We start from the raw sequence: 13629 nt of genomic DNA on the forward strand, positions 1-13629 counted from the left end.
ACAGTGTCCGGCCCCGGCGGCCTCGGCCTGCCGAGGTGCAGGTCGGTCGATCGTCGCGTGGTGGGGTCGGACAGGTGGGTGACGGCGGCCGGGTGGTGCGTGGCCCGCTCCCCGTTCAGGCCGCGTGGTGGCGGCCGCGCGCACCGCCGGCGCAGGCGGCCGCGAGGGGCGGTGTGCCGTCGGAGGCGGGCTGACGGTCACCACCAGCAGTGTGGAGGCATGCTGCGCGGCCTGCTCGAAAAGGTTCGCAACCGGACTTCATTGTTGGGCGGCGGTCCGGGTGTGCCGGGGGCGACGATCCTGGCGGGCGGCGGTTCGCGATAGCGGCAGGGGAGAGCGTCCGTGCTGGTCACAGGCCGTGCACGCCGTCTGGTGACCGGGTCGGGTCGTGGTCCGGGCACACGATGATGAGTCGAATGGCGGCGGTGCCGACATGGTCGGAAGACCGCGTGGTCGTTCCTCGCTCCCGGGTTGATGCGCTGACCTGCACAGGTCACTGCATCAACCCGGGAGCGAGACCAGGAGAGCCGTGCGCCGGTCGGGCGGTGTCACGCCCCTGATGGCTGCCGCCGACGTTCGTCCGACGGACAGTGGCTCAGGGCTGAACTTCACTGTTGACGCCGGCTCCCCCGGCCAGGGCCTGTTTCGAGGTGTGATGGGCGTCGTGTGTCGCGCGCCGGACGCGGTGAGGCCCGCCCGGTCGAGCCGGGCGACCACCGCGGGCGCCGTGCGGCGGGTGCGGCATCGACCGGCTCGAAGGCCCCTGGGCACCGGCTACCGGATTCGGCCGGTGTGCCGTCCGCTGCCCTGCCGCCGTCGACATCGCCGCCATGGACGGATGACTTCGAAACAGGCCCTGGCACGCGACCGGTGTGTGAGAGACCCGCAGAGGTGCGGCAGGTCGGTGTCATGGCCGGACCGTCGTTGTGGGGCCGGCGGTTCTACCTGCCGCACATCGGCGGTCAGGCGGGCCGCACCGAGAGGGTGTGGCGGAAGACGTTGCGCGGGTCCCACTTGGCCTTGATCTGCTGGAGCCGGGCGTAGTTGTCCCCGTAGTAGAGGGTGTGCCAGGGCGCTCCCTTGTTCCAGGCGGGGTCGGCCAGGTCGGCGTCGGGGTAGTTGATGAACGCGCCGTCGGCGGGCGCCGGGACGCCGCCGGTGTCGGCGTACAGGTCGCGGTACAGCTCCCGCAGCCAGGTGATGTGCCGGTGGTCGTCGGCGGCGGCCTCCCACCCGTTGATCAGGAGCATCTTGATGACGGTGTCGCGGTGCGGCGTCGCGGTCGCGTCCGGGGCGACGGTGTTGACCCGGCCGCCGAAGGTGCACAGGTTGACCAGTCCGCCCGGGTAGTCGTAGTCGGTCCGGGTCAGGTGGTGGTACAGGACGTCGGTCTGCCGGTCGCTCAGGCGGCGGCGCAGGTACGCCGACTTGGCCTTCAGCCGCCAGTAGGGGCCGGGTTCGCCCGGCGGTCCGGCCAGGGCGGCGGCCAGCCACGGCTCGTCCCTCACCTGGCGGACCGGGGTGACCGGGACGCCGCGGTTGATGGCGGCCAGATGGTCCTCCAGCAGCCGTTCGGCGCCGGACGCGGCGGCCACCTGGCCGATCATGCCGATCGTCCCGGCCGCCCGGCGGTTGAGCTGGAACTCGCTGTAGAGCCGGGTGGACGGGGAGTCCGGGGCGCTGTTGCGCTCGGCCCATTCGCCGTAGTTGCGTACCAGGCGGGCGAAGGATGCCTTGTCGAACTTGTTCCAATCCCAGGTGATGGTGAAGCTCAGCACGGACGACGGCGGCGCGGGCAGCAGCCGGGAAGGGTCGTCGCCGCGCGCGCCGGGCGTGCGGAACCAGTAGCGGGTGACGATGCCGAAGTTTCCGCCTCCGCCGCCGGTGTGCGCCCACCACAGGTCCCGGTTGGGGTCCGTGGCCTCGCGGGTGGCGACGACGCTGCGGGCCCGGCCCGCCCGGTCCACCACGACGACCTCGACCGCGTGGAGGTGGTCGACGACCAGTCCCATCACCCGCGCCAGCGGGCCGTAGCCGCCGCCCAGGACGTGCCCGCCGGCGCCCACGTCGGGGCACCATCCGGCGGGGATCGTCACGCCCCAGCCCAGGTAGAGCCTGCGGTACACCTCGCCCAGCGGGGCGCCCGCCTCCACGGCGAACGCGCGGCGGGCCGGGTCGTAGTAGACGGCGTTCATGGCGGAGGTGTCGATGACGACCTGCACGGCGGGGTCGGCGGCGAAGTCCTCGAAGCAGTGGCCGCCGCTGCGGACGGTGACCCTCTTGCCGCCGTCGACCGCCTCCTGGACGGCGCGGACGACGTGCTCGGTCGTGCCGACCACCCACACGTGTTCGGGCCGCCCCGCGAACCGCCGGTTGTAGCCGCGGGACGCCAGTGACCGGTGGCGGGGGTCGTTGCGGCCGATCTTGGCGGGGCCGGGCGGGGGCGGGCAGCCGGCCTCGCCGGAGTCCGCTGCGGCGGGGACGGCTCCCATGGCCGGGACGGCGATGCCCGCCGCCGTCGCAGCCAGGCCGCCCCGCAAGACGTTCCTTCTGGTGTGCTCGGGCCTTCCGGTCCGCTCGGTCATCAGGGCTCCTCTTAGTCGGGTTGCCCTCAACCTAGGAACGCGGCCACCACGCGTCAGTGGGTCTGACTCCACCAGGGCGGTAGGCATAGCTCCCCGATCCGGGAAGCCGCGCCCGTGCGGCATACGGCCGGGTCCTGGACGGGCCGGTGCGCCACCGCTCGAGTGGGTGGCACCCGCGCAGCTCTATGCGGTCGACTGGTGGTGGCTGGCGGAGCCTGCGGGGACTCCGGCAGCAGGCCGCCGCGCACTGTGCGGCCCCTTACGCGGCCGCCTCGCCCTCGGCGCGAAGGAGCCGTTCGATCGTGGGGACGGTCAGGCGCCAGGCGGCGATCCCGGTCATCTCCGCCCGGCGTGCTCGCCGAAACCCGAGATGGCGTGCTCGCCGTCGGCGAGCCGTTGCGCCGCGCCCGACAGCAGCCGGTCGGGGTCGAGGGGCGCGGCGTCCGCCGGGGTCAGGCCGTCGGCCGGGCGGGAGCCCGGCGAGTGCGGGGCGACCAGGCGGGTTCCGGAGGCGATGAGCGAGCGGCGGCAGCTGTCGGCGTTGCTTCCGTCGGGCAGGTAGAGCCGGAGGATGTGCACGATGGGCCGTCCGGCGTCCCGGAACGCGCGTACCAGCCTGGCCACCGCCGGCGCGATCTGCTCGGTGCCGGGCACCGCGTGCGGGCCGGACACGAAGTCGGCCTGCATGTCGATGGTCGGCAGGGCGGCGCGGGTGAGATGCGGTCGGGTGTGCTCGTCGCCGGGGACCGGCTCTGCGGCAGTCTCCTTGGTCACCCTGCGCACGTTACGGCTCGTCGGCGAGGTGTTCTTGTACGTCGTTGCACGCCCGCCCGGTACGGGCGAACCGCCCGGGCGGTGCGGCGAACGTCCGGCGGAAGTGGCGGTGCAGGTGGGCCTGGTCGTAGAAGCCGCTGTCGGCGGCCGCCCGGGCGACGCTGTGGCCTGCGGTCAGCAGCTGCTGGGCATGCCGCAGCCGCAGCGCCGGCAGGTACCCGTGCGGGGTCACCCCGGTCACGGAGCGGAACACGCGAAGCAGCTTGAAACGCGACATCCCGACCGTCTCCGCCAATTCGGCCAGGCTCGGGGGGCGCCTGATGTCGGCGGCCAGATGCTCCTGGATCCGGCGTACCGCGGTCGGCCAGGCGGCCTTGGACGGCTGCGTCGGCCCGCGGGACGCGTGCCGGGCCAGCAGCCGCGCCAGCACCTGGTACAGCTGCTCGCAGGCCGGCAACGACGCGGTTCCGGGTTCGCCAGCATGCGGTGCACCCGGAGCAGGCGGGCGGCCAACTCCGGGTCCCGCGGGGGCGCGACCGGGAACGTCGGCCTTCGCCCCGCGATCTCGGTGAGCAGACGGGAGGCACGTAGAAGACCCGGTAGTCCCATCCCTGCGGTGCGGCGGACCGCCCGGCATGGATGGCCTCAGCATCCAGCAGCAGCAAGTCCCCGACACCGGCGCGCTCGTCCGCGCCCCGGTAGCGCACCGCCTCCACGCCACGGTTGATGACCGCGATGGCGTACTCGCCGTGCGCGTGTGGGACGAAGTGGTGCGTCCGGAAGGATGCCGTCACCAACCGCACATCACCGGTTCCCGGGGCGTACCGGTGCCGGACCCGGTCCGCGCGGGGCTGCTCACCTTTCACCGTCGGCCCTCATCCACCATCGTCAGCCCGCCGCCCCCACTGCGTGGGGCAGGAGCATCGACGGGGCGCGGGCGAAATACCGACCGTTGGGACAACGCGGCTCCACCTGCGGCCGGAACCTGTTTCGCCCGCGAAATCCGGGCGGCAACGGACCTTCCGCGCTGCCCGAGACGGGTGCGGGTGCGGTGCGGCCGGTCATCTCCGCCGACGTGACGGGGGGTTGGGGGCGTCACCGGATTCGTTTCCGGGGGCGGGTGCGGGGTCGGGGTCGCCGTATTCACCGTGCCAGTAGGCCAGGCGGCCGCGGCGGCCGACGGCGCGCAGGCGGCGTTCGGTGGCCTCGCGGGTGGCGCTGGTGGCCACGATGAGGAGCTGGTCTCCCTCCAGCAGCACGGTGGTGGGGCTGGGGACCAGGGTGGTGCCGTCGCGGATGATCAGGTTGATCGCGGCCGGTGCGGGCAGCCGCAGCTCGCAGATCTCCACGCCGTGCAGCCGGGAGCCGGGCGGGATGGTCAAATTCAGCAGTTCGGCGCCCAGCACGTCCAGGGGGGCGGCCTCGACCTGCAGTTCGCGGGCCTGGTCGGGGCGGGTCACCCCCAGCAGCCGGGCCACCGGCGCCAGGCTGGGCCCCTGGATGAGGGTGAACACCACGACCAGCAGGAACACGATGTGCAGCAGGTCCCGGGCGCCGGAGACGCCGGCGACGACGGGAAAGGTGGCCAGCACGATGGGCACGGCGCCGCGCAGCCCGGCCCAGGAGATGAACGCCTGCTCCCGCCAGGGGACGCGGAACGGCAGCAGGCAGGCCAGAACCGAGATCGGCCGTGCGGCCAGCAGCAGGATCAGGCCGACCGCCAGGGCCGCTCCGATGGCCGACGGCAGCTGGGTGGGGGTGACCAGCAGGCCGAGCATCACGAACAGGGTGATCTGGGCGAGCCAGCCGAGGCCTTCGGCGAAGGAGCGGGTGGCCGCGCGGTGCGGCAGCCGGCAGTTGCCCATCACCAGCCCGGCCAGGTAGGAGGCGATGATCCCGCTGGCGTTCGCGGCGCCGGCGGCGGCGAACGCGATGATGCCGAACCCGACGATGGCCAGCGGATACAGGCCGGTCGCGGGCAGCGCGATGCGCCGCAGCGCGCCGACCCCGACACGCGCGATCAGCAGCCCGAGGACGGCGCCGACGGCCAGCTGGTACAGCACGTTGCCCACGATGTGGGCGAGGTCGGGCGGGTCGGCGGCGGCTCCGCTGAACACCAGCACCAGGATGATGGTGGGCGCGTCGTTGAACCCCGACTCGGCCTCCACCAGGCCGGTGACCTTGGACGGCAGCGGCACCGAGCGCAGCACGGCGAACACCGCCGCGGCGTCGGTGGACGACACGATCGCGCCGAGCAGCAGCGCCAGCTGCCAGTCCATGCCCAGCAGCAGGTGCGCGCCGGTGGCGGTGACCAGCACCGAGACGCCCACACCCGCGGTCGCCAGCACCCCGGCCGGGGCCAGCAGCCGCCGTATGTTGGACCACGAGGTGGTCAGGCCGCCTTCGATGAGGATGATGGCCAGTGCCGTCGTCCCCAACGCCTGGGCCAGTTGCGCGTTGTCGAAGTCCAGGCCCAGCCCGTCCTCGCCCACGACGACCCCGACGGCCAGGAACAGCAGCAGGCTGGGCAGCCCGACCCGGTGCGCCAGGCGGGCGGCGGCGATGCTGGCCAACAGCACCGCCCCGCCGACCAGCAGCGCCAGGTACAGCTGCGGCAGGGTCATCGCCCCGCTCCCCGGCCGCCGACGGTTCCGGCACGGTCTTCGGTGTCCTGGTGCCTCATGCCCGCCCCCGTACGGGTGTCAGGCGCGGTCCGGCCCGCCGGCCGCGGAGGCGGCGCGGGTGGCCCAGTGGTGCAGGCTGTGCAGCGGGACGTCGGCTTGGACGATCTGTATCAGGGACACCGCCAGTCCCCACTGCGCGAGCTCCCAGCGGTGCGCGGCGTCGTCGGGGCCGCGCACCGCCGAACCGCCGTCGGCGGTGATCGTCCCGGTCAGCCGGGTCAGGTCCCGCTCGGCGATGTAGCGGCGCACCCGGCTCTCCACGATGACGCCGGTCGCGGCGCCGGCCGCACCCGGCGACTCCGCCGCCCGCGCCGCGTAGCGGTCCGGGTCGACGACCGACACCACGGCGATGATCTTCAGCCGCAGGAGCACCCCGTCGCGGGTGAGGGCCTGCGTCCACATCTCCAGCGGGGCCATCCGCAGCCAGACGCGTTCCCACCGGTCGATGCCCGGCAGGACCCGCACCAGTCCAGGCCCCCGCACCCTCGGAGCGCCGCCCAGCCGCCAGACCACCAGACGCTGGTGCCCGGGGACCACCCGCACCAGCGCCGCCACCGCGATCACGGCCACGGCCAGGGCCGCCACGATGAGGACCACGGCCGGCGGCGGGCCCGCGCCGAACGGGTCCGACGGCGGCTGCGCGGCCTGCCTGCCGACGGCCGCGCCGCCCGCCGCAAGGCCCCCGGTCATGGTCCCTCCTCCCCTCGTGGCCGGGGACGCGCAGCGGCGTCCTCGACGCGCATGGGAACGTGTCCGGCATTGATCCCCGCTGCTGTTCGCCGCAGTCGTGTCATTGCGGGCATTCGGCACGGCGGCGGGCCGGTGGAAGCGGGATCGGCCGGGAAGGCAATGGGCCCGGCGCGGCTCCGGCGACGGCCGCCGATGCGCGGCCGGACGGCGTAGGGCTCGGCGAGGGCGGTCCGGGCGCGCGGCCGGTCGTGCTCGGCTGGGGCGAGTTGTGCCGTGGGATGGGGGTGGTCGTGCGGGGCGGGCGGCCGCTCGTATATATAGGCGCCGTGCCGCGGCGGCTGCCCGAGCAGGCGTTCACGCGGCGCCTGCACGCCGGACGGGTGGTCACGGGGCTGGGGCGGCATCGGCGGCCTCCGTTGGGTCGGTCGGTTCCGGTGATCTGTCCACGGTGGGTGCGACCAGTGCCCGCGCGGCGGCGAGGCCGGGCCGCGGATCATGGCGCGGGCCGGGGCGGGGACGACGGTGGCAGGGCCGGTCCGGTGACGGGCCGGCTCGGCGCGGATGGCAGCAGCGTCCCGCCTCTGACCAGCAGCTTTTTCCCGAGGGCGGGCCTGGGCACACGGCCGGGCCGGTAGATCGTCCATCATGTGGTCCGGCCCGGTGGCCGGTGTCCCTGCGGGACGACGGCCGTCTGCGCGATGCCGCCGCCGTCCTGCGGATCTGCCGGGCGGCCGCGCCGTCTGGCTCGCAGCCGCCGGGCGTGCCGTGCGGGGCGCCGCTCACCGTCATCGCGCGAGTTTCCCTTCGGGCCCGGGGCAGGTCGCATCACCGGCGGCCGGCCGCAGGGATCGGGTTGCGAATGCGGCCGCCGGTGACGCGGGGTCGGAGCAGGAGTTGGGCTCTGCTGGGCTCTCTTCCACCCTGGGCGATCGACGCGGCGGCCACCATGGGGGGCGACACCCATTTACCAGCGGAAAGACCCTGATGTTGCAGACCGCTCCCGGCCCGGGCCGGCGGTGGCGGGGTTGCTCAGTTGCCGTTGAGCAGCCGCCATGTGGTGAGGGCGAGCCTGGCTCGTGTCAGTCCGGCCGGTTGGGTGAGTTCGATGCCGAGGGCCTTGCCGATCTGTTCGAGGCGGCGGGCGATGCTGCTGTGGTGGAGGTGCAGGAGGCCGGCGGCCTGGCGCAGGGAGCCGGTGGCGCAGTAGGCGTCCAGGGTCTGCAGGTCGTCGGAGTCGGCGGCGATGCGGCTGATCGCGGCGACGTCGGCGTTGGCCCGTGCGGTGTCGGAAGGTATCTCGGCCAGCAGCGCCAGCGCCCCCAGGTCGTCGTAGAGGACGACGGGCTGGCGCGGGGTGGTGAAGCGGAGGGCGGTGCGGGCCTGCTGCCAGGACCGGTGCGGGGGACCGGCGGCGCCGATGCCGGCGCGGGCGTCCGCGGGGAACCGGGCCGGGTCCAGGGCGGTGGTCACCAGGACGCCGACGTCGGCGAGCGGGGCCGCCTTGACCGGCCGGTTCGGGGAGACCAGGCCGCCGATCCGGTCGAGCGGGACCGGCGAGCGCACGGCGACGACGCGTACCGGCAGGTCGGCGGCGAAACCCAGCAGGCGCAGCGCCCGGGCTCGGGCGGCGTCGTCGGCGTCGGTGCTGATCGCCAGTTCGACCAGGGCGGGGTCGGCCATGGTGGTGCGGGCCGGTCCGTACCGTTCGACGACCGCCGCGGCGGCGATGGCGAGCCGGTCCAGCAGCAGCTGGTCCAGCGCGCCGGGCGGGGCGGGGCGTTCCAGCCACACCGTGCCGATCTCCTCGTCGTCGAGGGTGATCGGTGCCGCGATGGTCGCCGCCGCCGACGGCGCGGCGGCCTGCGTGCCGTCGGGCGACATGCGGATCACCTTGCCGGTGCCGTGGAGCCGGATCCCGGCCACGCACTCGGCCAGGACCGCCGAGGCCCGGGCGAGGGCCGGCAGGTCCACCCGCCGGCGCATCAGGGTGTCGTAGAACATGACGACGCGGATCGCGCCTTCGGCGTGCGCATCCAGTTGGGACAGCCGTAGGGCCAGTGCCTCCATGGCGACGAGGATAGGCGCCGATCGGTGCGCGATCCGGGCGCAATGCCCGACATGTGGCGGCTGATCTTCGGTGCGGCGGCGGCAAGGATTGCAGGCATGGATCCCGAACTGGAAGCATTCGTTCCGCTGTTCCCCTCGGCCGACCTGAGCGACCCGGTCACCGCGCGCAAGAACCTGGCCGAACTGGCCGGTGCGGCGCCGCCGGCGGACACCTCGAACATGCGGATCGAGGACCGCACGGTGCCCGCCGAGCCGGACGTGCCGGTGCGGATCTACCGGCCGCACCAGGCCCAGGGCGCCATCGTCTGGCTGCACGGCGGCGGTTTCGTCATGGGCGATCTGGACACCGAGCACCCGTGGGCCACCCGGGTGGCGAACAACGCCGGCACGGTGGTGGTCTCGGTGGACTACCGCCGCGCCCCCGAGAACCGGTTCCCGGCCGCCCTCGACGACGCCTACGCCGCGCTGACCTGGACGGCCGAGCACGCGGCCGAGCTGGGCATCGACCCCGAACGCATCGCGGTCGGCGGGCACAGCGCCGGCGCGGGCCTGGCGGCGGCGGTGGCGCTGCGGGCGCGCGACGAGCAGGGCCCGCCGATCTGCTTCCAGCTGCTCAACCAGCCTGAGCTGGACGACCGGCAGGAGACGTGGTCGGCGCGCAACTTCACCGACACGCCGTGGATGACCCGCGACAAGGTCGCCACCACCTGGCGGCACTACCTGGGGTCTGAGCCCGCCACGCCCTACGCCGCCCCGGCGCGGGCCGCGGACCTGTCCGGCCTGCCGCCCGCCTACATCGCCACCGCGGAGTTCGACCCGCTGCGCGACGAAGGCATCGACTACGCGCTGCGCCTGCTGGAGGCGGGCGTCTCGGTCGAACTGCACCAGTGGCCCGGCACCTTCCACGGATCGCAGGCGGTCCTGTCCGCGGAGGTGTCGCAGCGGCAGATCAACGAGCTCGCCGAGGCGCTGCGCCGCGCCCTGAGCAGGTGAGGAGTCCGCGTCCGGCCGGGCCGCCGCCCGGCCGGACGCACGGTCCGTGCCGTCCGGCCGGCCGCGGCGGGCCCGCCCGGCTCCGGCGTCGGGCGATCACGCCCGCCGGGCGGCACCGCTTGGAACAACGGCCCTCGGCCGAGGGCCCGGTCGCGACGAGACCGACGAAGACGGGAAGGGGAGGGCGATGACCACCACCGGCCTCGCCGAGGCGAGGCGGCCGCACGCACCGCCACCGGACCCCGGGGCCGCGGCGGCACCGAGCCTGGCAGGGCTGCTGCGGCCGTATGCCGGCAGTTTCGCCGCCATCATGATCCTGCAGGTGATCGGCGCCGTCGCGGGGCTGGCGCCGCTGCTGGCGGTCGTCGAACTGGGCCGCGCCCTGCTGGCGCCCGGCCCGATCGACCACGGTCATGTCCGGCTGGTCGTGCTCGCGGGTGCGGTCGGCCTGCTGGTCCGGCTGCTGTTCACGGCCGCATCGTCGGGTCTGGGGCATGCGCTCGACGGCCGGGTGCAGCTGTCGTTCCGGCGGCGGCTGGCCGAGCGGCTGGGCCGCGTGCCGATCGGCTGGTTCCTCCAGCGCCGGACGGGCGAGCTGGCGAAGGTCGTGGGCGAGGACGTGAGCGCCGTGCACCCGTTCATCGCCCACTCCCCCAGCGAACTGGTGTCGGCGTTCGTGGTGCCGCTGGTGTCGCTGGTCTACCTGTTCACCGTCGACTGGCGGCTCACCCTGATCACGCTGGTGCCGGTGGTGCTGGCGGTGGCGCTGGTCCCGCTGATGATGACCCCGGCCCGGCTGCGCGAACAGCAGGAGTTCGACCAGGCCCTGGGGCGGATCTCGAATGCGGCCGTCGAGTTCGTGGAAGGCATCGCGGTGGTCAAGGCGTTCGGCGGAGCAGACCGCGCCCACCGCAGGTTCCGCACGGCCGTGGACGACTTCGTCACGGTGTTCTACCGGTGGGTGCGCGGTGTCTCCGCCGTCGCCGCGGGCATGCAGCTGGCGCTGTCGCCGCCGTTCGTGCTGCTGGTCGTGCTCATCGGCGGCGCGGTCCTGATCACCACCGGGGGCATGGCCCCGGCCGACCTGCTGCCGTTCCTGCTGCTCGGACTGGGGCTGACCGCCCCGGTGGCGGCCCTGGGCCACGGCTTCGACGATCTGCAGGCCGCGCGGCGCGCCGTCGGCCGGATCCGGGACGTGCTCGCCGTGCCGCCGCTGCCGGAGCCCGCGCACCCGGTCGCGCCGCAGGGGCACCGGGTGGAGCTGCGCGGCGTCCGCTTCGGCTACGAACCCGGCCGCGAGGTGCTGCGCGGCGTCGACCTGGTGCTCGAACCCGGCACGGTCACCGCGCTGGTCGGGCCGTCGGGAAGCGGCAAGTCCACGCTGGTGCGGCTGCTGCCGCGGTTCTTCGACCCGACCCGCGGCGCGGTGCTGCTCGGCGGCGTCGACCTGCGGGAGGTCGCCACCCGGGATTTGTACCGGATGGTCTCCTTCGTATTCCAGGACGTCCGCCTGCTGCGCGCGTCGGTCGCCGACAACATCGCGCTGGCGGTACCGCACGCCGACCTCGACGACGTGGTCCGCGCCGCCCGGCTGGCGGACATCCATGAGCGGATCCTGCAGCTGCCGCGCGGATACGACACGGTGATCGGCCAGGAGGCCGGGCTGTCGGGCGGCGAGGCGCAGCGCATCGCGATCGCCCGCGCACTGCTCGCCGACGCGCCCGTCCTGGTGCTGGACGAGGCGACCGCGTTCGCCGACCCGCACACCGAGCAGGCGGTGCGCCGGGCCCTGGCGACGCTCAAGGGCGAGCGGACGATCCTGGTCATCGCGCACCGCCTGGAGACGGTCGCCGCCGCCGACACCGTCGTGCTGCTGGACAACGGGTCGATCGTCGAGCGCGGGGCACCCGCCGAGCTGCTGGCGCGCGACGGCAGGTTCGCGGCGTTCTGGCGATCCCACTGGCCGGCGGCCGCCGACGCGAGCGGACCCGCCGGCGGCGCACCGCGAGGAGGCGAGACGCGATGATCCGAATGCTGCTGCGGGTGCTGGGGCACCAGTACGCCGGGCCGGTCCGCCGCACCGTGGCGCTGATGACGGTGACCGCGGTGGCCGAGGGGGCGTCCTACGCGCTGCTGGTCCCCGTGCTGCGGGCCCTGTTCGGCGACACCCCCGGCGACGCCCGGCCCTGGCTGGTCGCGTTCGGCGCCGCGGTCGCGGGGTACGCGGTGCTGCGCTACGCCGGCGACCTGTCCGGTTTCCGCGTCGGCACGACCCTGCTGCGGGGCATGTACCACCGGCTCGGCGACCACCTGGCCTGCCTGCCGCTCGGCTGGTACGCCGCGGGCCGCGTCGGAGAGGTGTCGGTGCTGGCCGGTCGCGGCGTCCTGCAGGCGATGAGCGTGATAGCGCATCTGCTGTCGCCGTTCATCTCCGCCGCCGTGACCCCCTTGACGGTCGTCGCCGTCATGCTCGTCTGCGACTGGCGCCTGGGGCTGGCCGCGGCGGCCGCCGCACCGGCCGTGGCGGCGATCCACGTCTGGGCGGGACGCTCGATGGCCGCCGCCGACGCCGAGCGCGCCGAACGCGACCGGGAGGCCACCGCGCGGGTCATCGAGTATCTGCAGGCGCAGCCGGTGCTGCGGGCCGGCGGCCGGACCATCGAACGCTTCCGGCTGCTCGACGACTCGCTGCGGGGCCTGCACCGCGCGTCCCGCCGCAGCCTGCTGTCGGCGCTGCCCGGCGTCGTGGGCCTGACGCTCATGGTGCAGGCGGTGTTCACCGCGCTGCTGGTGCTGGGCGCCCATCTCGCGCTCGGCGGGGACATCGGGGCGGCGGAACTGCTGGCGGTCCTGGTGCTGGCGGCCCGCTGCGCCGATCCGCTGCTGTCGCTGGCGGAGCTCGGCGGCAAGCTGCGCGTCGTGCGTACCGAGCTGGCCAGACTGGATGCGGTGCTGCGCACCGAGCCGCTGCCGGAGGCCCCCGAACCGGTCCGGCCGGTGGGCCATGGCCTGGAGTTGGAGTCGGTCACCTTCCGGCACGGCGACCGCACCGTCCTCGACGACGTGTCGCTGTCGGTGCCGCAGGGGCAGCGGCTCGCCGTCGTCGGACCGTCGGGCGCGGGCAAGAGCACACTGCTGCAGCTGCTGGCGCGCTTTTACGACGTGGACGCGGGCGCGGTGCGCGTGGGCGGCGTGGACGTGCGCTCCATCGGCACCGAGGCGCTGATGGAGCAGGTCGCCATCGTCTTCCAGGACGTCTACCTCTTCGACGGCACGATCGAGGAGAACGTGCGGCTCGGCCGCCCCGACGCCGGCGAGGCCGAGGTGCGGGCGGCGGCGGCCGCGGCGCGGCTGGACGAGGTGGTCGAGCGGCTGCCGGGGGGATGGTCGGCGAACGTCGGCGAGGGCGGCGCGCTGCTGTCGGGCGGTGAGCGCCAGCGCGTCTCGATCGCCCGGGCGCTGCTGAAGGACGCGCCGATCGTGCTGCTGGACGAGGTGACCTCCGCGCTCGACCCGGTGAACGAGGCGGCCGTGCACGAGGGCATCGAGCGGCTGGTGGCGGGTCGGACGGTGGTGATGGTGGCGCATCGGCTGCGCACCGTCCAACGCGCCGACCGCATCGTCTTCCTGGACGGCGGCCGGATCGTGGAGGAGGGCACCCACGAGGAACTGCTGCGCCGCGGCGGCCGCTACGCCGACTTCTGGCAGGTCTCGCTGACATCGGTGGCGGGCGGGCCGGACACCGCCGGCTGATACCGGCCGGGGATGCGGCGGCGGTGCGTGATCTCGACCGGTCGCGGAACCGGCCGGGCCGAGCTCCGCACCGCCGGCCTGCA

General features: G+C 74.4%; 9 protein-coding genes and 1 pseudogene. 3 read left to right on the forward strand and 7 right to left on the reverse strand.

Annotation, left to right across the window (positions count from 1 at the left end; translation table 11 throughout):
* Positions 1-962 precede the first annotated feature (962 nt).
* From ABD879_RS09105 to ABD879_RS09130, 7 genes and pseudogenes are all read right to left on the reverse strand, one after another.
* A complete protein-coding gene (locus ABD879_RS09105; RefSeq protein WP_345019398.1) occupies positions 963-2585 on the reverse strand; it encodes an FAD-binding oxidoreductase in 1623 nt (540 codons plus the stop codon).
* Positions 2586-2921: 336 nt separating this feature from the next.
* Complete coding sequence (locus tag ABD879_RS09110; protein ID WP_345019399.1) at positions 2922-3359, reverse strand: cysteine hydrolase family protein; 438 nt, start codon at positions 3357-3359, stop codon at positions 2922-2924.
* A 10-nt stretch (positions 3360-3369) separates the two neighbouring features.
* Positions 3370-3816, reverse strand: coding sequence for a helix-turn-helix domain-containing protein (locus tag ABD879_RS09115; RefSeq protein ID WP_345019400.1), 447 nt, complete (start codon positions 3814-3816; stop codon positions 3370-3372).
* Between the two features lie 133 nt (positions 3817-3949).
* Positions 3950-4225 (reverse strand): annotated as a pseudogene (locus ABD879_RS32930) (AraC family ligand binding domain-containing protein); the annotation flags it as partial.
* Between the two features lie 195 nt (positions 4226-4420).
* Positions 4421-5983: a potassium/proton antiporter gene (locus ABD879_RS09120; protein ID WP_345019402.1), complete on the reverse strand. Its 1563-nt coding sequence runs from the start codon at positions 5981-5983 to the stop codon at positions 4421-4423.
* A 78-nt stretch (positions 5984-6061) separates the two neighbouring features.
* A complete protein-coding gene (locus ABD879_RS09125; protein WP_345019404.1) occupies positions 6062-6733 on the reverse strand; it encodes an SPFH domain-containing protein in 672 nt (223 codons plus the stop codon).
* Positions 6734-7762: 1029 nt separating this feature from the next.
* On the reverse strand, positions 7763-8800 hold the full coding sequence (locus tag ABD879_RS09130) for a PucR family transcriptional regulator (RefSeq protein ID WP_345019406.1): 1038 nt from the start codon (positions 8798-8800) through the stop codon (positions 7763-7765).
* A 96-nt stretch (positions 8801-8896) separates the two neighbouring features.
* On the opposite strand from ABD879_RS09130, the gene ABD879_RS09135 reads away from it, so the two are divergent.
* The 3 genes from ABD879_RS09135 (at position 8897) to ABD879_RS09145 (ending at position 13546) form a co-directional block, all read left to right on the forward strand.
* Positions 8897-9793 (forward strand): alpha/beta hydrolase, encoded by an 897-nt coding sequence (locus tag ABD879_RS09135; RefSeq protein ID WP_345019408.1) that lies wholly within the window; start codon positions 8897-8899, stop codon positions 9791-9793.
* A 187-nt stretch (positions 9794-9980) separates the two neighbouring features.
* Positions 9981-11819, forward strand: coding sequence for an ABC transporter ATP-binding protein (locus ABD879_RS09140; protein ID WP_345019410.1), 1839 nt, complete (start codon positions 9981-9983; stop codon positions 11817-11819).
* Positions 11816-13546, forward strand: coding sequence for an ABC transporter ATP-binding protein (locus ABD879_RS09145; protein WP_345019412.1), 1731 nt, complete (start codon positions 11816-11818; stop codon positions 13544-13546). Before ABD879_RS09140 ends, ABD879_RS09145 begins: the two co-directional genes overlap by 4 nt.
* Positions 13547-13629 lie beyond the last annotated feature (83 nt).

This window comes from Actinomadura keratinilytica, assembly GCF_039539665.1.
Lineage (GTDB): Bacteria > Actinomycetota > Actinomycetes > Streptosporangiales > Streptosporangiaceae > Spirillospora > Spirillospora keratinilytica.

What these genes read in the sequence shown, in the direction of transcription:
- ABD879_RS09135 (WP_345019408.1), top strand. Translation starts at nt 8,897, where the DNA reads ATGGATCCCGAACTGGAAGCATTCGTTCCGCTGTTCCCCTCGGCCGAC.
- ABD879_RS09130 (WP_345019406.1), bottom strand. Translation starts at nt 8,800, where the DNA reads ATGGAGGCACTGGCCCTACGGCTGTCCCAACTGGATGCGCACGCCGAA.
- ABD879_RS09145 (WP_345019412.1), top strand. Translation starts at nt 11,816, where the DNA reads ATGATCCGAATGCTGCTGCGGGTGCTGGGGCACCAGTACGCCGGGCCG.
- ABD879_RS09140 (WP_345019410.1), top strand. Translation starts at nt 9,981, where the DNA reads ATGACCACCACCGGCCTCGCCGAGGCGAGGCGGCCGCACGCACCGCCA.
- ABD879_RS09125 (WP_345019404.1), bottom strand. Translation starts at nt 6,733, where the DNA reads ATGACCGGGGGCCTTGCGGCGGGCGGCGCGGCCGTCGGCAGGCAGGCC.
- ABD879_RS09120 (WP_345019402.1), bottom strand. Translation starts at nt 5,983, where the DNA reads ATGACCCTGCCGCAGCTGTACCTGGCGCTGCTGGTCGGCGGGGCGGTG.
- ABD879_RS09105 (WP_345019398.1), bottom strand. Translation starts at nt 2,585, where the DNA reads ATGACCGAGCGGACCGGAAGGCCCGAGCACACCAGAAGGAACGTCTTG.